Source organism: Natronincola peptidivorans, from assembly GCF_900111615.1.
Taxonomy (GTDB): domain Bacteria; phylum Bacillota; class Clostridia; order Peptostreptococcales; family Natronincolaceae; genus Natronincola_A; species Natronincola_A peptidivorans.
Genome location: NZ_FOHU01000013.1, coordinates 25095 through 49175 on the forward strand (window position 1 = coordinate 25095; position 24081 = coordinate 49175).

The window sequence follows — 24081 nt, forward strand, 5'->3', positions numbered from 1 at the left end:
ACACAAATAAGGAGGATTGAAATGACTGATCACTATATAAACCATGCAACGGGAGGAAACATAATTAACAATAAAGAACTAGAGAATTTAATAAAGGATATTGGGGATGATGATGAATTAATTATTACTTTTGAAGGAGCCGATGCAGATAAATCAAGTTATGTTCTTAGCCTGTTAGAAGAAAATGGGTTTGAGGTTTTACCAAAAGGAGGACATGATAATAACCGATATCAATTAGTTGCACGTAGAAGTAAAAACTAAAATAAAGCAGCAATAAATAATAAACCATTTATGAGTAAAGCACATAGGTGGTTTATTATTACGAAGTTTAAGTAAGTAGAAAAAATCCTAAGGCAGATGTTAGGAGAAAATAGCAGACTGGTGGATGCTTTACCAAGAAAAAGCAATCGAAAAAAAGAGTGGTGATATATGGAATTACGATAGCTTAGATTGAAGGTGATTTCATATATCAAGGAAGGCTAATCATCTGAATATATCGCCATAGAACATAACCATTGCACCAGATGTGGTCTTTTTTGCCAAAGGGAGAGCACATTTTGTTACTAGATAGTAACGCTGCTCATTATCTAGGATGTCTTTAAATCGCTTATGAACTTTAAGGGCGATACGGGCATTGAATCGAATGTAGCCCTCGATGGAATCTAATCGGTAGGCTCCTCCCTTCACTTTAAAATCACCTATATATTGATAGGTACTCTTAACAAAGGCCTCATATTGACGATGACTGTCCAGTAATCGGATGTTGGCATGCTGAGGGATAGTCATATCCTGAATAATATGCAAGGCTGCACCTAAATAAAACAAGGATTTATTAAATTCCCCTCTCTTCCATAAGCTAATGGATTGAAAATAATAGTCTACCCCCAGCTCCATAGCACTTCTTCTACCATAGAGGCCCTTCTTTTTATAGGGATTATAAAAATGGTTTGAGCTTTTGAAGTCTTGATCAGCCCATACGGCTCCTTTATTGATATCTAGAATATAGCTACTAAAAAAGTTGTATTCTTCAGCATAACCATCATTTTTAAGAATATTTAAGGCCTGCAAATTAATAAACTTATGGACTTTGCATTGGGTTTTGATAATTGATTTTTTAATGGGATTAGCAATACCAAAGACTGTCTTTAAAAAATAATCATAGGTTGTTTCAAAAATATCTATTTTAATCACCCTCATTCTTAAGTTTGAAATGGGAAAGCCTCTAAATTAAGTCTTGTTTTAGTATCTGTGATTTGTTGAATAATACACGTAGATTTTAAGTTGTTGATGAAGTTTTTAAATCAGCAGGAGCTATGTACTTGGTGATGGAGTTTGTTTCAAGTGGTGGAATTCACTTAGAGAAGGGCATAAAAGCAGAAGCACTTAAAAAGACCGCACTGTGAATAGTACGGTCCTCATATAATATCCTATATAAATAATCTCTAACGTTTTTATTGAATGATCTCAGGTGAATCATAATCAATATTAAAGGTTTCTACTGTTACAGTTTTCATTATTTGGTCCTCAGTGGGCTTATCCATTTGATTTCTTTCAGAAGCTACAATTCTATCCACTACCTCCATGCCATTGATTACTCTACCAAAGGCGGCATAATCCCCGTCTAAGTGTGGAGACTCTGATACCATGATAAAGAATTGTGAACCTGCAGAATTAGGGTCCATTGAACGGGCCATAGAGATGACGCCTCTTTCATGTAGGAGGTTGTTTTCAAATCCGTTTGATGAAAACTCTCCTTCAATAGCATATCCCGGGTCACCTGTACCATTGCCATCAGGATCTCCCCCTTGGATCATAAAGCCAGGGATAACTCTATGAAATATTAATCCATCATAATACCCATCTCCTATAAGGGAAATAAAATTATTTACAGTATTTGGTGCTGTATCTGGATATAATTCTATTTCAATTGTTCCCCCATCTTCCATTTCAATAGTAACAAGAGGATTTTCCACCTCAACATTTTCGTCATTATCAATGTCAGGGGATGAAGTTGTAGTAGTACATGCTGATAAATTTAACAGTACACCAATCAATAAAAGGATATATACTGCTTTAAACCCTCTAGATTTCCACATTAATTTCATCTTTTATCACGTCTCCTTCTAGTATTTTAGATTATAAATCAACCTTTATATGATGGTCAATAAGATTATTGTACAATTACTGCTACCTATAAGCAAGGGAAAATGATGACAGAGAAAAAAAGCAATGATGGAGTAGACTTTGACAATCACTACTGTAAAAGTTAAAATGAATTATCAGGGCTATCTCCAACCTGTGAGACAACGAAAGGATTGGTAATGGACATGAATTATAGAGTAAATCCAAAAAATAACGATAAGCTTTCTATACTTGGCTTTGGATGCATGCGATTTGCAAAAAGTGAGAAGGAAGTAGAAGAACAGATTATTTACGCTATAGAGAATGGGGTTAACTATTTTGATACTGCTTACATTTATCCTAATAGTGAAGCAATATTGGGGCGAGTGCTTGCAAAAGGTTATCGTGAGCGTGTAAAAATTGCTACAAAAATGCCTCCCTATTTGATTAAGAAATATGAGGATTTTGATAAAATATTCTATCAAGAATTACAACGATTACAAACAGATTATATTGATTACTATTTTATGCATATGCTTACGGATATTAATATTTGGGATAGGCTTATAGATATTGGTATCCTTAAATGGATAGAAGAAAAGAAACAAAAAGGGCAGATTATAAATATCGGATTTTCATACCACGGAGGAAGAGATGAGTTTATAAAACTTATAGATGCCTACCATTGGGAATTTTGCATGATTCAATACAATTATCTAGATGAAAACAATCAAGCAGGAAAAAGTGGATTAAAGTATGCTGCCGCTAAAGGTTTACCTGTTATGGTGATGGAGCCTTTAAGAGGAGGAAAGTTAGTGACAAACCTCCCACGGGAAGTTTATCATGTATGGGAAAAAGCCTATATAAAACGATCTCCTGCAGAGTGGGCTTTCCGCTGGATATGGAATCATCCTGAGGTTACCGTTGTATTATCAGGTATGAATTCCTTAGAAATGGTGAAGGAAAATATAAGGGTAGCGTCAGAATCTGAAGCAAATTCCTTTACAGAAGACGATGAGCAATTATTTAGTGAGGTCCGACGTATATTACAGGAAAAAATCAAAATTCCATGTACAGGATGTAACTATTGTATTCCTTGTCCCATGGGTGTAGACATTCCTACTTGTTTTTCTTGTTATAATGATAGAGAAATAGAAGGAAAATTATCGGCTATTGGAAAATATATCATGCAAACCAGCTTTAAAACCAAAAGCCATAATGCTTCTCTTTGCTCACAGTGTGGAAAATGTGAAATACATTGTCCACAAAAAATAGCAATTAGAGATGAGTTAACGAAGGTATCAAAAGCTATGGAAGGCTTTTATTATAAACCTGCAAGATATTTAATAAAGCGTTTTATGAAGCTGTAATTCTTAAACTGCATTTTAAGAATTGAACCTTTTAAGAAGAATAAAGAATGAAACAGGAGCCAGTATTAGACAACTTAAAAGAGTACTGGGTATTGGCAGGAACATCATACAAAAAGCTTAATAGGGACAAGTCAAACAAAACAGCACCCTGATTCTTGACGTACTATATCTGTTGCAGTAACAGACATAGTACGTTTTGTTGTTTTTGTGTTCAAGCAATCGTAACGAGACAGATTAACTGATAAAAAGTATATTGCACAAAAAAACTTTTAGATTTTGGAAAATTGAACAAACTATTTATAGTGTTTCTAAGATCTCCGGATGTGTGACACTAGACATGATTTTTAATATGCTAAGGGCTACATTTGCAGCCCACGTTTTTGGATGAAACCGTAGCCCCTGTATATTAGAACTCTTAGTCACAAATCTATATCTTATTGAAATGATAAAGTTCATAATTTTATAAAAAATGAGGTGAGATCATGTGGCCTTTTTTCCCTTTTAAAAAATCGAATAATTCTCCTTCTGCAAAAACAGTAGTTACTGGCAATCTCCAAAAGGACTTAAACTATCTAAAGAAAGCATTTTTTTATCCTGATAATAAGGACCTTATTGTTAGGGAAATATATATTGATACCCTTGAAAAGGAAGTCGTTCTTCTATTTATGGCTGGTATGGTTGATAGAAAGGTAATAGAGGAGCACGTCATAAAAACTTTAATACAAGCCAAGCCATCTAATGTGGATAGTAAACTCCAAGAGGATATTGTAAAAAGGATGCTATCAATACAGAATACTACAGTTTATTATACATTAGAGAAAGCAATTAAGGGTGTTTTGATGGGAAAGACCATCATGCTGGTAGATGAAAGCAAAAAGATTTTTGCTTTAGAAACCACAGGTTATGAGCATAGATCTATAGATAAGCCAGAAAGAGAAAATGTCATTAAGGGGCCATTAGAGGGATTTGTAGAATCCAGTCTAATCAACCGGTCCCTCATTAGAAGGCAGCTTAAAAGTAAAAATCTCATTACAGAGGGTATAGAGATTGGCACATCAGGTATTTGTGAGGTTTCTCTAATTTATATGAAAAATATTGCAAACGATAAATTGGTGGAGCGGGTTAAAAAACGGCTTAAACAAGTAAATAGTGATAATGTGCAAGGATTGAGTGTTTTGGAGCAACACCTAGAAGAACGCCCCTATTCCCTTATACCTACGATGCTTTATACAGAAAGACCCGATAGGGCTGTAGCCTTTTTACAGGAGGGACATATCATATTAATCATGGATAATTCTCCTGCATGCTTGGTTTTACCCGTTACTTTTTGGGCCTTATTCCACACAGCAGAGGATCAATATATGCGATGGCCCTATGGCAATTTTACTAGAGTAATTCGTATGATTGCTCTTCTGGTAGCTATGTTTACACCAGCTGTTTATCTAGCGATTACTAACTTTCATCCTGAGATGATTCCTTCTGAGCTACTGTTATCAATAATGAATACCCGTGAGCATGTGCCTTTTCCAGCGTATTTTGAGTTGATTATGCTGGAGCTTGCCTTTGAGATATTAAGGGAGGCTTTCCTAAGGGTACCAAGCCTTTTAGGACCCACTATCGGCATTGTAGGAGCTCTGGTTTTGGGTCAAGCTGCTGTTGAAGCAGGAATTGTTAGCCCCATTCTAATTATCATCGTGGCTATGACTGGCTTATCTGCCTTTGCCGTTGCTGATATAAGCTTTAATTTTGTTGTTAGAATAATAAGGTTTATATTTATGATATCAGCCTTAATTATAGGCTTGTATGGCATTGCCTTAGTGTTAATCGGACTTTTAGCTTATTTAAATACTTTAAAATCCTTTGGTGTTCCATTTATGTCACCCTTAGCTCCTAGCGGGCCTTCATCTAAAGATACCCTCTTTAGATGGCCTGTATGGAAGCAATGGCTTCGACCCTTTTATCTGGACCCGAAGGATTCTGTAAGAAAAAAACCACCTAAGAGAGGAGCTTAATCATCATGGAGATTTCTGATGGTAAGATTGACCGACGGGAGTTTTTTGCTATTATTGTCATTCTCATTGCTTCAAAATTCACAGATTTGACTGCTACAATTATCTTAAGAACAGGCAGAACGGCAGCATGGATTCTACCCATAATTTCTTTTATAGTGATCATACTGCCTTTCCTAGCTACCTTGGCCCTATTAAAAAGATTTAAAAAGAAAAACTTTATAGAAATTATTTATGCAATTGCAGGAAAATATTTAGGTTTCGTTATAGCCATTAGTCTTTTTTTTATCCTGTTATCTGCCACCGCCATCAATTTAAGAAATTATGCTGATGCTGTCAGCACTATGTTTTATCCCAATACCCCCGTCGCCTTTTTTATTCTCTTAGGGGCAGTAGTCAGCTATTTTATTGCCAATAGGGGGTTAGAGGGCATAGGTCGTACTGCGTCCCTACTTTTGCCTTGCTTTGCTATTAGTCTTCTACTTCTTATAGTTCTTACTTGGCAGCATTTTCAAGATAGCTATTTGTTTCCCTTATTAGGACCTGGTGTCGTGGCATTACTAAAGGATGGATTGGTTTATAGCACTATCTTTGCTGATATCATTGTGATGGCTGTCCTTTTTCCCTTCGTTAAAGATTATAGAAGCTATAGGACCGCCAGCATTAGGGGATTAATTGTATCTGCCTTCCTGGTGTCTCTTTTTTTACTTATTTATATCATAGTGTTCGACTTTCATCCAGCAACCGTTGTTAACCATCCTTTTCATCAGTTAAATAGACGGGCACAGCTGGGTCCTTTTATCACTAATGTAGAAGCTATTTTCTTTTTCTTTTGGATACTAGCTAAGACTTTACGTTTTGCAATTTATTTTTATGTTATGGCAATTATTCTAGGATACAGTTTAACATTAAAGGAATTTGAGCCATTAATCCTTCCTTTAGCTGGTTTAACAGCAATGCTGAGCCTTATCCCTGAGAATATTGTAGAGGGAACCCTAGATTTTCGAGATAATTTTTTGTTGCAAAGGAGTTGGCTTTACTTTATTACTGTTCCTATAGTTCTATGGTTCATCAGCAAATGGAGGGAGAAGAGTAAAGATGAGAGTCTGTAAATTTATTTTTTTATTTCTACTATTAATCTTGCTGATGGGATGTTGGGACAGGCAGGAGGTAGAGGAAAGAGCATTGGTGATGATCATTGGTTTGGATATTGCTGAAAAAGGAATGTTGGAGATCACCTATGACATTGCCAATGCTGCCGCTGTTGATCCTGGTGGTGGGGGAGGAGATGTTGGACTGCCATCAGAAACCATTACTTTTTTAGCCCCTGATTTTGTCAGCGCTAGAGATATAGTGAATTCTTCGGTATCACGGGAAATCTCTTTTCTTCACCTAAGGGTTATTGTTGTTAGTGAAGAACTTGCACGGACTGAGGAATTTATTCATCATTTTTCACCTGTATTAAGAGATAGAGAGATTAGGAGAAATGTTGAAATTATCGTCTCTCAAGAAAAGGCAGAAGAATTCATACGAAATAATAACCCTAAATTAGAGGAACGACCTTACTCCTTTTTTGAACATATGGAGAGTAGATGGCGTGAGACATCCCTTACACCCTTATCGATACTAGATAAGTTTTTTCAGCGTATGGAAGAGGATGCTGGCGTATTTCTTGCCGCTTATGCAACGGCAGAGGTTAATCCAGTAATAGAAAAACCTACAGAAGATGAATATATAGCTGGAGAATTTCCTAAGCTAGGGGGAAATCCTACCCAAGTGCTGGGTTCAGCTGTTTTTAAAAAGGGTAAAATGATAGGTGTTCTAACAGGAGAAGAAACCAGGCTGGCTTTAGCCTTGAGACCTGATGTTGAAACAGACCCTTTTCTCGTCACTTATCCTGACCCTATAGATGAGGACTACAAAGTCGCGTTTAGGGTTCATAAAGAGCAGCATAACAGGATTAAAATGAATTTAAAGAAGGATGTTCCTAAAATAAATGTAACGATCCCCTTAACACTAGAATTATTGGGGGTGCCTAGTCTAATTAATTATATTGAGGATCCAAATAATATGGAGGTATTGAAAGATAGTATAACAGCATATCTTCAAGGAAAGGCGGAAGCACTTATTGACAGGACGCAGGAAGAATTCATGGCAGAGCCTTTTAAATGGTCCCAGGTAGCCCGGCGACAGTTTTGGACCCTAAAGGAATATGAAGGTTATCATTGGATGAAAAGCTATCCCAAGGCTGAAATTTCTATAAGTTTTGAGATAGAGATTTCAGAGTTTGGTAGGCAGTTAGATTCTCTAGATTTACAAAAAATAAGGGATTGATGAAAAATGGACATTATTATGATATTCGTTGGTTTGTATTTAACCTACTATACCTTTGTGTATGCCTCCTTGGTGTGGAGGGAAAACCATAAATTTGCTGCATATTTTTTAATGCTTTTAGCCATAAGTTTAACGACTTTACCAATTTGGCTGCGAGTTCGTTAATATATTAAATGATATATACACTATACGAATTATTAGCACTATAAAATGTAAGTCTTAGGGGTTAAACAAGATTTGCTATGAGCAACTAGGATGTAGTGAAGATTTGGATATGAAGGAAAACGATAATTACGTTATAACAGCTTAATATAACTGCTACTTTTTACTAGATGGTCCACAGCCTAGATAAGGAGGTCATCTTAGCAGGTATGGTCTTAAGGGATGGCGGTATAATCAAAGTAGAATCAGAGCTGGTGAAATCTATACTCTGCTGCTGGAGGAAGAGGAGAATAGAATCAAAACAGTAACTGACCTCGGAAAAGCTGGAGGTAAAGGGCTGACCTCCAGGGGTTGGATTCCCCTCGACTCTATCAATTAGATGAAAAACAGTACTGTAAAAGCAGTACGGTTTTTATATTGTGGATAAAATTTCAGCTATATAAGTTTCCTATTGGAGTGGATGATTAATATTTCTATGGTGGGATTATTCCGCCTTTAGACTTTTTTGCTAGAACTTTAATACAGTTTTTAAAAAAATGCTATAGCTTAGTTTGATTTGCATAAAACCTCAATCAATGATTAATTGTCACGGGAAACCAAAGTAAAGCAGAAAGAATAATGGGAAATATACCATTTTAATGAAATTTATAGTAAAATATCAATTATAGGCTATGTAAGTATATACAATAATTATTTATAAATACATATAGCAAGGGGGAATATACAATGCCAAGTATAGGAATTGGTTGTAGCCTAGAAGATTTTAATACTAAAAGTAAATATAATGAGTTTACTGTTATCAATATAGAAAATCCATTATATACAGGATATTTAGAAAAACATAGTGATGAAGATATCGCTTTTATTAATGAGTTAACGGGATATAAATATATCGTTGATGGTGCATATATTGACTTAAACCCTGGTACTAGTGAACCAAAAATCAGACAAATTACAATGGAAAAAATAATAGAATCTATAGAATTTGCAAAAAAAATTAAAGCAGAAGAAGTGATATTTTTATCAAATTTTATTCCATTTATTAACGTTGATTTTTATGAAAAAGGATGGTTAGAGGCTTCTAAGAGATTTTGGGAAGAAATATTAAAAAAAAATAATGATATAAAAATATCCCTTTGTAACACCTTCGAATTTAATCCTGAGTATTTGATTGATATAGTTGAACATGTAAATAAAGATAATTTTGGTTTAGCTTTCGATATAGGGCATGCCTTGTTATGGGGAAAGATATCAATTCTAGCATGGTATAAAAAAATAGAGAAACACTTAGATACAATATATTTACATAGTAATGATGGAAAAGGAGATTTGCATATAAGTTTTAGAAATGGAATTCTCGCAGAAAAAAAATATGAGTTTGAGGAAATATTAAAGCTTGCAAAAAAAAGAAACAATAATCTAATATTGAAGTATTTTGATAAAGGCAAGATAATTGATGATAAGAATGATTTAGAAAAATTAATAGGGTGAATCTCCATAATTATGTATAATATGCATCTACAGCTCCACTATCGTTTCGTCCAAATTGCTGCCTTTGTTAGGCACAAGCAGTGGCAAGGTTGAACTATTGATTATGTTGTTTCTGTATAGGGGGTGTCTGAATGTATAGAAGGTTTATATTGATAATTTTGATATTGTTTTGTATAAATATGATTTTTACAGGTTGCAGAAAAAACAATCCTGTGCTAGAAAACTCTGTGGAATCAGGAGAAAAAAGAGATGAACCAATAGTCAGTATAATCGATGAGCCTAACAAAGAAGAAAAGTCTGCTGATGCAGAAAAAGAAAAGGAACTAGCTGAAGAGGTTTTAGAATCTACATTTCACCAAGGTGCATTAAGTAAAAGAAATTATGAAGTAATTGATGGTGAAGCTGCAAATTTTTTATCATACAACTATCAGGATAGGTCAATGTATATTGCTGGATTGAAGGTTTTTGAAGAATTTAGCACATTAAATGAGGGAGGTATTTCGATAGTTAGTGACGAAAATATTTTGACATTCGGCATAACTAAAGCAACCGGAAGTGTTACAGGTGCTGTTGATGGTCCAAATGTATATTTTGAAATGAATCTTACCTCAAATGAAATTATAGATAGTAAATTTGAACCTGCTCCAAATTATGCTGAATTAGGTAAAACAGAGTTCATTAAGCATAGCGAAGAAGTAATTGAATTGACTGATGAGCGGATGGTTGAAATAGGATTGTATTTTAAAGAATTGATTATGGAAATAGAAAAAAAATAAGACGTTTGACATAAGTTAACAAGCTCTACCCACAGTTGCTATGGGACAGGGCATTGAGGTCAATTGCTTCGTCTGAAGCTATTAATCATTAGACGGAAAAAATAAAACTGAGAATTGATAAGAAGGTAATTATGGCGAATAGAAAACATGCTGTATTGGTTGTAGTACCATGTGCAGCATGTTTCTTTAGTTTGATTATATAGTCTACCAACCACGACAAAATGTTTAATAGAATCAAAGGGGTTTGCCTGTACCAATAAAACTTAGTATCAATGGGATTAATACCAGTAACTAAGCTTATATTTTTCATAGAGAAAATTAGGTAGTATATAGTTAGTCCATGATTTCAAGTAGTAAAAAGCAGCTTATTTGTGTAAACAGTCTGAAAAACACCTATAATTTTTTGTATAATAGAAAAAAGGTGTTTAGTAGAGAATATAATAAGGTAGTAATAGCTTTCTTGCAAAGGGAAAAAATAAAAGAATTAGACAATTAAATGGTTAAAGAGTTTAAAAACTATAAATGCTTTAAAAGAAGTTTTATGCTATTATTAAATAATGGTTGAAATTGTTAAAGAGCGATAGTCTTAATGAATACTATTTATGTAATATAATAGGTGGAATAAAGAATTTATGCCTTATATAAGAATCTGTCTACTTTAGCCGTACAGAATTCCAGCTAAGAGGTAAGAAGATAATACAAAAAATAATGGGTTAGAAGACCTATTAAAGGAGAATTTTAATCGTGAGTAAAAAATTTGAAGAATTTAATCTTAAACAATTTCTATTAGAAAATCTTGAGACAGAGGGGATTGAGAATCCTACTGAGATACAAGCTACCGCTATTCCTTATATTCTAGAGGGTAAGGACGTGATAGGTAAGGCTAAAACAGGCACAGGAAAAACCTTAGCTTATTTAATACCGATGATAGAAAAAATTGATTCTGAGAAAAAAGAACTTCAAATGCTTGTACTGGCTCCAAGTAGAGAGCTTAGCCTTCAAATTCATAGAGAAGCAGAGGGTATTATTAAAAACACAAATATCTCTGCAATGCCGTTGGTGGAAGGAATGGATATTAATCGACAGCTAGACAAATTAAAGAGCAAGCCTCAGCTTATTATAGCCACTCCTGGAAGATTAGTACATATTATAGGATTAAAAAAGATAAAGATGCATGGTGTAAAGCTGATAGCCTTGGATGAGGTCGATCAAATGATGGAGCAAGGATTACAAGAAAAGGTACATGCAGTGATTGATACTACTCTGAGGGATAGACAGTTGGTAAGCTTTTCTGCCACCCTTTCAAAAGATGCATTAAGCATTCTTCAATCATTAATGAAAGAGCCCCAATATATATCCTTAGATAAGGCTAAACCTGTCCCATCAAAAATTAGACATGTATATATAGTAAGTAAGGCACTAAAGAAAACGGAAACTTTGACAGAGCTTATACAAGCATTAAAACCAGCTAAGTCTTTGGTTTTTATCAACAAAAACGAAAACGTGGATAGATTTGTAAAGGAATTAAAAAACTTTGGGCTATCTGTTGAAGGCATACAAACAAGGACAAAAAATCAGGATCGGCAACATATCCTAGCTACTTTTAATAAGGGTGAGCTTAAAGTTTTAGTTACAACGGATATATTTACTAGAGGGATGGATTTCAGAAATGTATCCCATATATTCAATATGGATTTACCGCTAAATCCAATTGATTACCTCCATAGGGCTGGTCGTACAGGTAGGATGGGTAAAGAAGGGGTAGTTTATAATATTGTGAGAGATCGAGAAAAATTTATCATGTATAAAATGATGAAGGGATTAAAAATTGATGTTACACCTGTCAGCATATTGAATGGAAAGGTTACAGCCGTTGAGGAAATTATACATGGCAAAAAAGCATCAGTAAGTAAAAAAAACCTTAAGACAGATGTGAGGAGAAAATAGTAGATTACGGGATACTTCATTTGTTGAGTATTGCCTCCACAAATGAAAAGCAGTACTCCTATGACATGAGATTGTTGAGGTGACCAGTAAAGGGGGGGGCTAGCATGAATATAACCGAGAGAGTAAAAGAACTTGAGGAACAGTTTAAAGTAAATAACTACTATGGAGACAAAAGCAAAGGAATCTATAATTATAGGAGAGGTTCAATAGCTATAATGGTATCAGCTCCCCATAGTGTAAAGCAGATTAGGAATGGCAATGTAAAAGCTGCTGATGTGGGAACTGGGGGCATAGCCCTTGCACTTCATGAATTGACAGATTGTCATGTAATGTATAGAACTTTTACAGCCAACGGAGATGCTAATAGAGATCTTCGTTGTAACTATAAACGAGAACTTATAAAAAAGACAGCTAAAAATAATATAAAATATTTAATAGACTTACATGGGATGAGAAGGGATAGGCCCCATGATATAGATGTAGGCACTTTAAATGGGTTAACTACTGATTGGATAACTGAGAATCTAATTATAGATAAGTTTACAACACACGGGATTAAAGATGTTAGGTTTAATTATTTATTTGATGGTACTCCAAGGGGTACAGTAACGAGAACTGTATATCAGCAGCTAGGTATCATCTGTTTTCAACTAGAATTAAATGAAAGATATCGGAATTCAGAGGAAGAAGAAAACATGCTAGCCGTGATGAATAGTTTAAAGTATCTAATCTTATATCTTGAAAAATTCGAAGAATATCCCAGAATCTGATAGGAGTGTAATGGTACATGGTGATAAGTGTCGATACAGCTATTAGGAAGCTGGACATTAATATATTCAAAAAAAGGCAAGGTGAATTGTTTGACTTTTAGTTACAATGAAATAAAAGACAAGTTATATAATATTATATTTGGAACTGATACTCCAGCAGGAAAGGCTTTTGATGTCATTCAACATAGCCCAATTAAATTCTAGATGTTTTAACTAGCGGGTCTATCCCAGCGAATCCTTCCGAGTTACTAGCTTCTACTAAGACGAATCAACCTATCAATAGATTCCAGGACTATGAGTTAATCCTTGTTGATTCTCCATTCTATAATGATTTTATTTAACTTAATTGTGTTCTCGTTATCTACTGCTGACCTACCCTAAAGGGGTAGGTTTGTTTTGTTGTTTATTTCTCTATTTGTCAATAAACAACCTGTTTTGTGTGGGCAAAAAAATAAGAAAACATGGTAATCTAGTAATAATTAATAGCAGAATTGCGTTGAGAATTTTTTAGAACTGGAATTTAAACCAAGAAAAAGGAGGATAGTTTACGAAGGGATTTCATCAGATTAATATTAAAGGGGAGCATTGCTAGTATTGCCATCACTGCAGAAAAAATAAAGGTATTTTTCATTTGGCGTACAAAACTAAAGGAAAAATTTATACTGATAGTGTTTTTCCATCTTATTTTTTTCCGTGGGTTTCTAGTTAGGTTTGAACAGGAGGTTATTTACCTATTAAATGCGGACCTCATTTTGAACAAAAGGAGATTTGAAATGAAAAAATTAAAAATTTTTATTATGATGATAATATGTACTTCAATGGCGCTCTCAGGTTGTGGCTCAAAAGGTGTAGACAAAGCTCAGACATCTGAGCCTACCAGTAAAGCTTTAGAAGAATATATACAAGATGGTATTTTTGGTATTGACACAACACGAGAATATAAAGACACACAAGCATTAGAAGTAGATCAAGATAGTGATTTTACTATACAAAAGCAAGTATTAACTCCTGACAATGGTAGAATCCAGCATAAAGGTGTTAGTCTAGAGATCGATGCTGTATTTATGTCCGAGGAGGACAATATAACAATGGAAGTAACTAAAATGAAAGCACCTAAACCTTTAGAAAATGCTGTAGTAAGTGCTTATAAATTCACTGCAAGTAATAGTAATTATGATGGGTTATATACCATCACAATACCCTATGACACTACTGAAGGTATTGTAGGTGCAGGATACTTCAATAAAAGCAGCAATAAATGGGAGCCAGTAGTATATGAAATAGATGAAGCAAATAAGCAAGTAATCATAACGACAGATCACTTATCAACCTATGGTGCATTTACCATTACAAATGAAGGAACTAGATACGCTAGAATTTCTTCCGGTTTGTTTGAAGCACATAATCATATGTCGAGACAAGGCAGCATGCATGGGGAAATAATACAGGAAGCGCTTGGCAATGAAATGACACCAGGTCAAAAGGCAGTTGATTTAGGCAGCTCTATTGTGGGTGATTGGTTTACGGCAACAGGTGTTATTATGGAGTTTGAAGGGCTCGCTTATAGCTCTGAATATTTATCTGATTTATCTGATATATTTGGAAATATAGGGTTAGCCTTATCCATAGCACAATTAGCCTCAGATTACAGCAGGGGTGATCAACAGGCTATGGCTATTAACACCTTTAATACTGCACAAGGACTTGCCATAGGTAAATGGGGAACAAAAGCATTAAAGGTATCTATGATAGGTGTAACAGCAATAGATTACTCATTAAATAAATTAATAGAGCAAGTAATAGGTGGTAGAGAAGAGGTATGGTTTAAAGCCTATGATAGATATTATAATGATAGACAAAAAAGGACTGGGCAAGACTGGTATCACAGAATAAAGCAATTACATGATCATGCTAGTACACCAGAAAGATTTCAAGCCCTACTAGAAACTGAATTGAATATGTATACCTATCTATTTTGGCAGGAAGATGAAGCTGTTATAGCTGAATATCAATCAGACGTTATGAACCATGCTTGGAGTGGTGGTGGAGGTCTTAATCAACAGCTAAAAGAAAGAATAGCAGAAGAATATAAGAGCAATTTATTAAGATACACTTTGGAACCTGTTTTAAGAAGAATAGAAAAAGAAGTCAGATATGAACAATTTTTAGAATATCAAGAGGAATTAAGAAAAGCGAGAGATGAATTAAATAGAGTTATAACATTTGAAGTCCAAGAAGAATCCAGAGGTAACGAAGAATTAGACTATGCAGGATATATTATACAACTTGGACCATTAGCAGACAGTGCAGATTATAGGCAGTGGACGGGTAGATTAAACAAAGATGGTTATGTCCAAACAAAATTTACCGTATTAGGTCATCTAGCAGCTGGCGCACCAAACGAAATAAGACTTTATGAAACGATAAAAGATTTAGAAAATGAAAATCCAGAATTAACAGTAGCGTTTACAGTAGATGTACCCAATACACGTGTTACTATTGGTCAAATAGAAGATGTTGATTTAACAGGTGTTTGGGAGGGTTATTCAGTAATAACGGACTCAGTATTTGCAGAACAAGATTTAAGCAACATTCAGGCGAAAGAAGGATCTAGTATAGGAACGGCGGATGAGTTTGAAGCATTTTTTGAAGGCTGCGAGGATGAATTTGGAGAAGCAATTATGTTAATGATTCAAGATATAGTAAAGGGGCTTATGCACAAAGACATACCTACTACCATAGAATTTGTGAAAACAGAGCAAGAAAACCAATATTCTGGTTATATTCACATTAGACCAGAAGAAGTTACTGATTCTGCAATAGGCGATGATATAAGAGGAGAGCGAGCCCCTTTCAAAGCTATTTATACAGATGGCAAAGTAAGTATTACAGTGGATACTGATGATTCTATAATGTATTATTTTGGAGATTTGCAAAGTGAGGACCATATAACAGGTACTTTCAATGCTCCCCATGGAGAGTTTGATATAATGGCTGGAACTTGGAGAGCAACAAGAGTAGACAATGAGTGAAAGGTTGATTGATTAAATGTATCCAGAACTAATCAATATAACTTTAAGTGAAGGAAATAGCATAATGATAAGCGCTTACAGGTTTTGGGGATTAGCTGCAGCTGGGTACCTAATTATTTCAGCAATTAGACATCTTAGAAAACTCAACATAACAGTAACTAAAATAGCACTATTAGTAATTGCTATGGTTACATCGTTTTTTATAGGAGCTAGAATATTATATATTATTTTGTATTTGCCAGAAGTACTAAACAATCCTAAGATGGCCACAACATTTCATCTGAGAAATTTTACACTATATGGGGGATTATTATTATCTAGCATAGCTTGGTGGTTTATAACGAAAAAGCTGGGTGTAGGATCTTTAAAATTAACGGATAATATAATCCCTCATATAGGTATTGCTATCATAATCATGCGAGTAGGGTGTTTTCTAAATGGATGCTGTTATGGAAAACCTACTCATTTACCTTGGGGTATAAATGTACCATTAATGTCCCAAGCACACCTGGGACAAATATACAACAATGTAGGAATAACCTCCTTAATACCAAGACCAGTTCATCCCACTCAGATTTACGAAATGATTGCTGCACTGTTAGCTTCATTAATAGCATGGACGGTTATGAAAAGAACAGATAAAGAGGGGTTAACAACCGTAATATTTTGTTTTTTACTATCTCTAGGTAGATTAACAACTTATCTCTTTCGTAGTTTTCCGATTGCAAGCAACTTTTCAAATATTATTAGAGGACCAATAGTCTATGGCTTAGTAATTTTAGCATCATCTATTTGGATATACAAGCAAACAGTTAAGGGATGAAGCTTATAATATCCAAATAAAAAAGGGTATGGTAACGATAGAAAATAAAGTGCTGATAAATACAACCTTAGAAGCCAAATAATGATCATTTTCATATTTAGCAGCTACGATGGACATACCAACGGCTACCGGCAAAGCAGTGGCAATAACGAGAATTTGAAGCAACATCTCATCTAGGTTAAACAACTTTAGGATACCCCAAATTATAAATGGCAGTATCAGCAATCTAATGAAACAACATAGTATAATTTTGACGTCATTAAATATTTGGTTTACCTTTAAATCTCCCAACATAGAACCAATAAAAATCATGGATAGGGGAGTGGTAATACTTCCTAACAGGTCCAATGAGTTGTAAATGACTAGTGGTAATTTTGTTGAGGTCAGAAATAATCCAAAACCTATGAAAACAGCAACAATACATGGATTCATCATCTGACTTAATAAGGAAACATGATGGGTACCTTTAGAGGGTTTCATAGATGTTATTGAGGACCTTTGAAGAAGCCTTACACCAAAAGTCCATAAAAATACATCACTCATCATATTAACAATGGCCATATAAAACACGCCGATTTCTCCAAATACCACATATGCAATTGGAAAGCCAATAAAACCTGAATTAGGAAATATTAAAGCAAACTGAAAAACGTCTTTGGTAGTTCCTTCAACCCCTAGAAATTTAGTAAACAGATAAGAGAAAACAATATAAACGAAATTCAGTCCAAAGGATATGACTAATAACTTAGCACCTACTTCAAAAAGAGTATCAGAAAAAACAAAACTACTGATAGATACAATGATTAAGGCAGGGAGAGATACATAGACCAATAAGCTGCTAATATCATTGTTCATATTATTACTAATTATTTTTAGCTTTTTACATAGATAACCCACACCAATTAGTGAAAATAAAATTAATACTTGTATTAATGCATCCATAATTGAATCCCTCCATGCTGATGATGATATTTTCTCACTTAATGTCATTTCGACAAATCAATATATTTACCTTTAAGTATTTTATACTTTTTAACAACATAGTAAGTTGCCTTGGTGTTGCCAGTAACAGCAGAAAAACTCAGATGGTGGGATGATTTCCTTTTGTTTCATCAAATTAGTTGAAGGTTTATGAAATTAATCATAATAATAAAAAGCTGCTCTCCTAATAAAAGAGAGAACAGCTTTTCTTGGTTTAAACAAAGTTTAAAAGTTCCTTCTAAGCAATCAACATAAAAAACATGCTCCTGTTAAGATCGAGATGAAAGATTTGCAGGTATGTATCTTCCCAGTCTATCATTAAGGATAACACCCTTTTGCACAGCAATCTCTCCATTAACAATAACATAGTCAATGCCCACTGGTGGAGTTTTAGGTTCTTCAAATGTGGCTAAATCATTAATGGTATCAGGGTTAAAAATAACCAAATCTGCATCAAATCCCTCGGTTACCTCACCCTTATTAGACAAACCTAATCTTTTGGCTGGCATAGATGTCATTTTTTTTAAGGCATCTACTAAAGTTAAATATTGATTTTCCCTCACATACCTTCCTAATACCCGAGGAAATGTACCTGCTCCTCTAGGATGTCCTTGACCATTTTTAAAAAACCCGTCACTGGCCACCATTACCAAAGGAGATTGTATTGCTTGGATTACTTCATCCTCATTCATGACAAAGGTGATTACCTCTATCTCAGGATATTCACTTCTCATTTGATAAAAAAGGTCTTTGTCACATCGTATGCCTCTATACTCTCCTTCTGTTAAAAGAATACTGTCGTAAGACTTATTCCATAGCTCAAAGCATCCTTCATCAAACACAGCAGAGCCGATATAAGTGCCAAAAGCATCATAGGGATAGCAGTCTATGGATAGATCAATCCCATGATCTATAGCTTGTTTTATGATATCAAGGCATTCCTGCATCATCCCATAGGCACAACAGCTGCCTATATGAGAAATCTGCATTGGAAAATTTGTGGCGGTAGAAATTTGTATAAGCTCATTTAATGATTGCACAGCATATCGGGCATCTTTCCTATAGTGGGCAGATAATAGCATGTTTCTATCATCTACAGCGCTGCACAACTGAAATACTTCCTCTAAATCCGTCCCAGGAGAATACTCTAAACCAAAAGATACTCCTAATGCACCACCTTCAACGGCTTTTATAACAAGTCTTTTCATATCGTCTATTTGTATTGCTGAAGATTTATTATAGGGATTTATATTTCCAACAACATTTCTCAAATAATTATGGCCAACAAAGGACATGTAATTGGTTGGTGCCCCGTTATGATTTATAAATTCCACGAAGTCCTCTAAACTTTGTTTGTTGATTCCGCAGTTACCAGCTACACATGTAGTAACCCCCATAAGAAGCATGCTATGAGAGATATCATAGGGGCTTGAGATTTTATAGCTTTTAAGCGTTTCTTCATGCATATGGATATCAATAAAGCCAGGAGAAACAATGCTGCCTTTTGCATCTATTTCTTCCCGCGAAGACTCAGGACAATACCCTATACAAGATATTGCACCATCTTTAATTCCTATATTACAAATTGTCTCCTGGTTTGAATCAAGCTCGAGGATTTTAGCATTTCTAATCTTTAAGTCATACATCATTCATCCCTCCCTAGACCATAGCTTTATGTCAGTGGATTTAATCCTTGCTGTATCTCTCTTTATAGCGATTAAGCATATGGGCATCCTTTATTTCTAGGCCTTTTTCTCCTGCTAAGGATTCTAAATGATGGGTGAATTCATGCAGTAGTGTATCCTTAAGCTTTTGATACAATCTTGATTTAGATATTTCCTTATAGGCTCTTTTAAAGGAACCATAATAGATTTTAATTGTTCTCCCTGTACTATGACTTCTCTGATATTCACCCATGATATAAAGCTTGTCACTGCTTCTACTTTGTGGATGCTCCTTAGACTCAGGTAATAAAAGAATACCTCCATTTAATTCCTTATAAAAATCTTTTGGTATCTCTTCTGCTATTGCATCTAATAGATGATGAACCTCTTCGATTGAAGGAAAATCCTTCATAATAGCAACTCCTTCTTTAAATAAGCTGAAATTTCAATAGTTTATATGCCAATATGATAGCACACTTCCTCACTCTATTCAATTGTGTTTATGAGTTACCTACTATTTATCCTGACTGTAAAAAATCAACCTAAATGAAATAACCTATATTTGCCTGACGATAGGAGTCTATATATTAATTGTTTGGTAATTTATGTGGTCTATAAATGGATGAAAAGCTCTGATATAATTATGGTTAATAGAGTTTTGATACATCTAAAAGGGGGGCAAAAAATGTTAACTAAAAACAATTTAAGTAAATTTATTAGTTTTTGCATTGCTATTTTATTGATATTGGTCGCTTTGCCTATACATAGCTTTGCAGCTACAAAACCATGGGATCAATATACACAATATATACCAAATGAAACGCCCATTACAAAGCGACATCTCAGAGGAGCCTGGATATCTACCGTTCTAAATCTAGATTGGCCATCTGCAGAAGCTAGAAACATGAAGAATAATCAAGAAAGAATACAAAAAACAAAGGATGAGCTTATTTCCATTTTAGATAAATCTGTTGAGATGAATATGAATGCTGTCTTCTTTCAAGTAAGTCCTGAAGGGGATGCCTTTTATCCATCGGATATTGTACCTTGGTCCCGATATCTTACGGGAACCTTCGGTAAAGATCCTGGCTTTGATCCTTTGGCTTTTGCCATAGAAGAAGCACATAAACGGAACCTGGAATTTCATGCCTGGTTTAATCCCTACAGGATTTCAACCAATACAAATGAAACTACACTGCAGTCTCTGGATATAGACAAAAGTGTTTACAAAGAGCAGCCTGAGTGGGTAAGAACCGCCATGTCAAGACTTGTTATAGATCCAGGGATTCCTCAAGCGAGAGAGTGGGTAATGCAAAGGGTTATGGAGGTAGTGAATAATTATGATGTAGATGGAATACATTTTGATGACTACTTTTATTATGAAAGCTATATGGGAGAATTGGAAGACCAAGATACCTTTTTGAAGTATAATTCAGGTGAATTTTCTAATATAGGAGACTGGAGAAGGAATAATACCTATTTGCTTGTAAAGGAACTTTCAAATGAAATAGCATCAACAAAGCCTTGGGTTAAGTTTGGCATCAGTCCTTCTGGTGTTTGGGGCAATAAAAAGGATGGACACCCTGATGGTTCTAATACAAGTGCTGGGGTACCTAATTATGATAGAAGCTTTGCAGATACAAAGAAATGGGTAGAAGAAGAGATCATAGACTATATCGCTCCTCAAGTATATTTTTCTTTTGGAAACACCAGTGCTCCCTATGGTGAAGTTACCAGCTGGTGGTCAAATGTGATAAGAGATAGAAATGTACATCTTTATATAGGTCAAGCCCTTTACAAGGTAAATGATAATTTTGACCAATATTTCTTGGGAGAAAATGCAGTAGAAGAGTTTACACGACAGCTTAAATATAATGTAGTGAAGCCTGAAATAATGGGAAGTATTATGTTTAGGTTTCGGAATTTTAGTGATCCTAATAAACAGCAGGTTGTCAATAGTATAAAGGAAAACTTATGGTCAACAAAGGCTCTAGTTCCTGTTATGCCTTGGAAGGGAGGACGGGCACCTAATCATCCTACTGAAGGAAAAATAGAAGCTCATCCTAATGGAACCAAGCTGTCATGGGTGGATCAGGATAAAAATACCGCTTATTATGGGATTTACAGGATAGAAAAAGGAAATAGGATAGATATTGATTCTGATGAAAGTGCGGTTAAGCTAATTGCAACAGTAAAGAAAAATGATAAAGGTATGCAGCAATTTATAGATAAAGAAAATGATAATCCTAATAATGTTGCTTATGTGGTTACTGCCCTGGATAGGCTTCATAATGAAAGCAAAGAATTAATCATTAGTACCAATCAATCCAATTACTTTTATGATGTGAACAATCATTATGCATGGGCGATAAATGCTATTGATAATCTTCATGAAAGAAGTATTGTAAGTGGTGTAGGGAATGGAAAGTTTGCTCCTGGTAACAATGTAACCCGTGCCGATTTTTTAATTATGGTGATGAAATCCTATGGTATAGAACTGGATTATCACATCACCGACAACTTCTCAGATGCTGGCAACAGATATTATACCAAATATCTGGGAACCGCAAAAAGACTGGGACTTGTATCAGGTGTAGGGAATAATCTTTATTCACCGGAAACAGCAATAACCCGGCAAGACATGCTGGTAATCCTATATCGTGTTTTAGACCAATTAGGACAACTACCTAAGGCAGGGAATGTTAGTAAGCCCTTTGATGAATATAATGATACAGGTGATATTGCCAATTATGCAGAAAAAGCCATGAGACTCTTTGTGGAGTCTGGAATGATTCGTGGAGATGGTAGCAATCTTATGCCAATTTCTACTGCTACTAGAGCAGAAACAGCACAGGTACTATATAATTTGTTTACAAAATAGAAAATCTAAGTAATTATTACGTTATCTAAAAAAGACCGTACTGTATGAAAGCAGTGCGGTCTTTTTCCATAAGAATGTCTTTTAGTATTCAAGCGAAAGCTGCAACCTTAACTTATGCAGCAGCTATGTCAAGGAGTATTGTACAATCACTGGAACTGATACTGATTAGAGATAGTAGAGGATAAGTATATAATACACTTTTATAAATATACGTAACTGAAATGGTTTCTATTGACTGAATAAAAATAAAGGATTACAATTATTACAGGAATAATAATGGGTACATTTAATAAGAGCTTTCAAAACCATAGAAGCTTTTTAATTAAAAAGCTATGTTAAATACTATTGTTGATTAGAAACGAAATAGCGATGCCAGAAAACACTAGAGGTTGTCATCCTGAACAGAGTGAAGGATATTTGCTCACAATGGCCGCTACACCAGCGATGGGTAGTTGTTATAAAGTATAATCATTTATCTTTCAGAGGCATTTTAAATGAATGTAAAGCCTCATTGTTAGAGCAGTTTAGTTCTTGTTATGTTAGTGATAGTAAAGTACTAGGATCATTTTCCTTTGTATTCTAATGTTTCAGCTGATTATTTATCATACTTAGGGAGGTATATTCTTGAACAAACGTGACATAGGTATAGGATTCATTGTAGCAATACTGTGGGGTCTAAACTTTATTGCTATTAAATTGGGGTTGGAAAACATGCCACCATTAATGTTGGCGGCTATACGATTTATTGCTGTCTGTCTTCCTGCCATCTTTTTTTTGCCTCGACCCCCGATAGATTGGCGCTGGCTCATTGCTTTGGGATTGTCTATTAATGTGGGGCAATTTGCATTGCTTTTTATAGGGATGAAGATGGGGATGCCTGCAGGTCTCTCTTCTCTTGTACATCAGTCACAGGCTTTTTTCACATTGGCGATTGCTGTCCTAGTGTTAGGTGAGAAATGGCGTTGGAATCATTTAGTAGGACTTATAATTGCTGCTGGTGGTATGGTGATTGTAGGATTACAGCAAGGCAGTAGTATGACTGCGGCAGGTTTTTGGTTTACCTTGGCTGCATCCGCTAGCTGGGGCGTAGGTAATATAATCATGCGTCGAGCTACTCAGGGTGTTCCTGCTTTTTCTATGTTATCTCTAATCGTTTGGGCTGGTGCAGTAGCTATACTACCGTTAACTTTTTTGTCTCTATACATAGAAGGGACCAATGCTTGGCAGGAAGCTTGGTATTCTGTCAACTGGATCACAGTAGTTTCAATAATCTATCTAGCTTATTTTTCTTTGTTGGTTGGCTACGGACTGTGGGGAAAATTACTTTCTCTTTATCCAGCATCGATGGTTTCTCCTTTCGCATTGTTAGTTCCAGTGGTAGGGATGAGCAGTGCTGCTTTACTTTTAAAGGAGACATTTTCTCTAGGACAGTTTATAGGAGCTTTATTGGTGATGACGGGCTTGGCAGTCAATGTTTTTGGAGGAAAGCTGATGAGAAATGTAGAAAAGGTACAGACATGATGCTTTCATAAGACGATTCTAATTGTGATTTTTATTTACCATGTCTTATCTACAATAGAAACTAATACAGTTATGTAAGAAAACTAGGGATGAAGGATGAACTATTCTTTTCAGCTCTAGTTTTTTTAGAATATGACTAAATACAATTAACTCTGATAATTTTTAATCTACATAGAGTATTTTTGTTTTGAAAAGGTAT

The 24081-nt window shown here is 35.0% G+C and carries 18 protein-coding genes; 13 read left to right on the top strand and 5 right to left on the bottom strand.

The genetic code is table 11. From position 1 onward, the window contains the following. Positions 1-21: 21 nt before the first annotated feature. Positions 22-261 carry a hypothetical protein gene (locus BMX10_RS12895; RefSeq protein ID WP_090444936.1) on the top strand — a complete coding sequence of 80 codons (240 nt, stop codon included), beginning with the start codon at positions 22-24 and terminating at the stop codon, positions 259-261. 222 nt (positions 262-483) lie between these two features. Here BMX10_RS12895 and BMX10_RS12900 read toward each other — a convergent pair whose 3' ends face one another. Both BMX10_RS12900 and BMX10_RS12905 read right to left on the bottom strand, forming a co-directional pair. Continuing rightward, positions 484-1197: a zinc dependent phospholipase C family protein gene (locus tag BMX10_RS12900; protein ID WP_090444938.1), complete on the bottom strand. Its 714-nt coding sequence runs from the start codon at positions 1195-1197 to the stop codon at positions 484-486. Positions 1198-1451: 254 nt separating this feature from the next. Continuing rightward, complete coding sequence (locus tag BMX10_RS12905; RefSeq protein ID WP_244272720.1) at positions 1452-1946, bottom strand: peptidylprolyl isomerase; 495 nt, start codon at positions 1944-1946, stop codon at positions 1452-1454. A 381-nt stretch (positions 1947-2327) separates the two neighbouring features. On the opposite strand from BMX10_RS12905, the gene BMX10_RS12910 reads away from it, so the two are divergent. From BMX10_RS12910 to BMX10_RS12955, 10 genes are all read left to right on the top strand, one after another. Further along, complete coding sequence (locus BMX10_RS12910) at positions 2328-3491, top strand: aldo/keto reductase (protein WP_090444944.1); 1164 nt, start codon at positions 2328-2330, stop codon at positions 3489-3491. A 482-nt stretch (positions 3492-3973) separates the two neighbouring features. Then, positions 3974-5503, top strand: coding sequence for a spore germination protein (locus tag BMX10_RS12915; RefSeq protein ID WP_090444947.1), 1530 nt, complete (start codon positions 3974-3976; stop codon positions 5501-5503). Between the two features lie 5 nt (positions 5504-5508). Further along, positions 5509-6612 carry a GerAB/ArcD/ProY family transporter gene (locus BMX10_RS12920; RefSeq protein WP_090444951.1) on the top strand — a complete coding sequence of 368 codons (1104 nt, stop codon included), beginning with the start codon at positions 5509-5511 and terminating at the stop codon, positions 6610-6612. Next, positions 6599-7834, top strand: a complete 1236-nt coding sequence (locus BMX10_RS12925) for a Ger(x)C family spore germination protein (RefSeq protein WP_090444954.1) — start codon at positions 6599-6601, stop codon at positions 7832-7834. Before BMX10_RS12920 ends, BMX10_RS12925 begins: the two co-directional genes overlap by 14 nt. Before the next feature lie 888 nt (positions 7835-8722). Further along, a complete protein-coding gene (locus tag BMX10_RS12930) occupies positions 8723-9487 on the top strand; it encodes a sugar phosphate isomerase/epimerase family protein (protein ID WP_090444956.1) in 765 nt (254 codons plus the stop codon). A gap of 131 nt (positions 9488-9618) precedes the next feature. Next, positions 9619-10263, top strand: a complete 645-nt coding sequence (locus tag BMX10_RS12935) for a hypothetical protein (protein ID WP_090444959.1) — start codon at positions 9619-9621, stop codon at positions 10261-10263. Between the two features lie 744 nt (positions 10264-11007). Then, positions 11008-12210, top strand: a complete 1203-nt coding sequence (locus BMX10_RS12940; RefSeq protein ID WP_090444962.1) for a DEAD/DEAH box helicase — start codon at positions 11008-11010, stop codon at positions 12208-12210. 104 nt (positions 12211-12314) lie between these two features. Then, positions 12315-12980, top strand: coding sequence for an N-formylglutamate amidohydrolase (locus BMX10_RS12945; RefSeq protein ID WP_090444965.1), 666 nt, complete (start codon positions 12315-12317; stop codon positions 12978-12980). A 773-nt stretch (positions 12981-13753) separates the two neighbouring features. Continuing rightward, positions 13754-16012 (top strand): hypothetical protein, encoded by a 2259-nt coding sequence (locus tag BMX10_RS12950; protein WP_090444968.1) that lies wholly within the window; start codon positions 13754-13756, stop codon positions 16010-16012. A 16-nt stretch (positions 16013-16028) separates the two neighbouring features. Continuing rightward, positions 16029-16835 (top strand): prolipoprotein diacylglyceryl transferase, encoded by an 807-nt coding sequence (locus tag BMX10_RS12955; protein WP_090444971.1) that lies wholly within the window; start codon positions 16029-16031, stop codon positions 16833-16835. 3 nt (positions 16836-16838) lie between these two features. On the opposite strand, the gene BMX10_RS12960 is transcribed toward BMX10_RS12955, so the two are convergent. The 3 genes from BMX10_RS12960 to BMX10_RS12970 all read right to left on the bottom strand — a co-directional run bounded on the left by BMX10_RS12960 (position 16839) and on the right by BMX10_RS12970 (position 19892). Beyond that, entirely contained in the window at positions 16839-17777 is a 939-nt protein-coding gene (locus BMX10_RS12960; protein ID WP_170834819.1) for an AEC family transporter, read from the bottom strand. Positions 17778-18085: 308 nt separating this feature from the next. After that, positions 18086-19462 (bottom strand): N-acyl-D-amino-acid deacylase family protein, encoded by a 1377-nt coding sequence (locus BMX10_RS12965; protein ID WP_090444980.1) that lies wholly within the window; start codon positions 19460-19462, stop codon positions 18086-18088. 40 nt (positions 19463-19502) lie between these two features. Further along, entirely contained in the window at positions 19503-19892 is a 390-nt protein-coding gene (locus BMX10_RS12970; RefSeq protein ID WP_090444982.1) for a metallopeptidase family protein, read from the bottom strand. 273 nt (positions 19893-20165) lie between these two features. On the opposite strand from BMX10_RS12970, the gene BMX10_RS12975 reads away from it, so the two are divergent. After that, a complete protein-coding gene (locus BMX10_RS12975; RefSeq protein ID WP_090444985.1) occupies positions 20166-22361 on the top strand; it encodes a family 10 glycosylhydrolase in 2196 nt (731 codons plus the stop codon). A gap of 624 nt (positions 22362-22985) precedes the next feature. Next, positions 22986-23882, top strand: coding sequence for an EamA family transporter (locus BMX10_RS12980; protein WP_090444988.1), 897 nt, complete (start codon positions 22986-22988; stop codon positions 23880-23882). Positions 23883-24081 lie beyond the last annotated feature (199 nt).

Excerpts from the sequence above, each read along its gene's own strand:
- BMX10_RS12895 (WP_090444936.1), top strand. The coding sequence starts at position 22 with ATGACTGATCACTATATAAACCATGCAACGGGAGGAAACATAATTAAC.
- BMX10_RS12900 (WP_090444938.1), bottom strand. The coding sequence starts at position 1,197 with ATGAGGGTGATTAAAATAGATATTTTTGAAACAACCTATGATTATTTT.
- BMX10_RS12905 (WP_244272720.1), bottom strand. The coding sequence starts at position 1,946 with ATGGAAGATGGGGGAACAATTGAAATAGAATTATATCCAGATACAGCA.
- BMX10_RS12910 (WP_090444944.1), top strand. The coding sequence starts at position 2,328 with ATGAATTATAGAGTAAATCCAAAAAATAACGATAAGCTTTCTATACTT.
- BMX10_RS12915 (WP_090444947.1), top strand. The coding sequence starts at position 3,974 with ATGTGGCCTTTTTTCCCTTTTAAAAAATCGAATAATTCTCCTTCTGCA.
- BMX10_RS12920 (WP_090444951.1), top strand. The coding sequence starts at position 5,509 with ATGGAGATTTCTGATGGTAAGATTGACCGACGGGAGTTTTTTGCTATT.
- BMX10_RS12925 (WP_090444954.1), top strand. The coding sequence starts at position 6,599 with ATGAGAGTCTGTAAATTTATTTTTTTATTTCTACTATTAATCTTGCTG.
- BMX10_RS12930 (WP_090444956.1), top strand. The coding sequence starts at position 8,723 with ATGCCAAGTATAGGAATTGGTTGTAGCCTAGAAGATTTTAATACTAAA.
- BMX10_RS12935 (WP_090444959.1), top strand. The coding sequence starts at position 9,619 with ATGTATAGAAGGTTTATATTGATAATTTTGATATTGTTTTGTATAAAT.
- BMX10_RS12945 (WP_090444965.1), top strand. The coding sequence starts at position 12,315 with ATGAATATAACCGAGAGAGTAAAAGAACTTGAGGAACAGTTTAAAGTA.
- BMX10_RS12950 (WP_090444968.1), top strand. The coding sequence starts at position 13,754 with ATGAAAAAATTAAAAATTTTTATTATGATGATAATATGTACTTCAATG.
- BMX10_RS12955 (WP_090444971.1), top strand. The coding sequence starts at position 16,029 with ATGTATCCAGAACTAATCAATATAACTTTAAGTGAAGGAAATAGCATA.
- BMX10_RS12960 (WP_170834819.1), bottom strand. The coding sequence starts at position 17,777 with ATGGATGCATTAATACAAGTATTAATTTTATTTTCACTAATTGGTGTG.
- BMX10_RS12965 (WP_090444980.1), bottom strand. The coding sequence starts at position 19,462 with ATGTATGACTTAAAGATTAGAAATGCTAAAATCCTCGAGCTTGATTCA.
- BMX10_RS12970 (WP_090444982.1), bottom strand. The coding sequence starts at position 19,892 with ATGAAGGATTTTCCTTCAATCGAAGAGGTTCATCATCTATTAGATGCA.
- BMX10_RS12975 (WP_090444985.1), top strand. The coding sequence starts at position 20,166 with ATGTTAACTAAAAACAATTTAAGTAAATTTATTAGTTTTTGCATTGCT.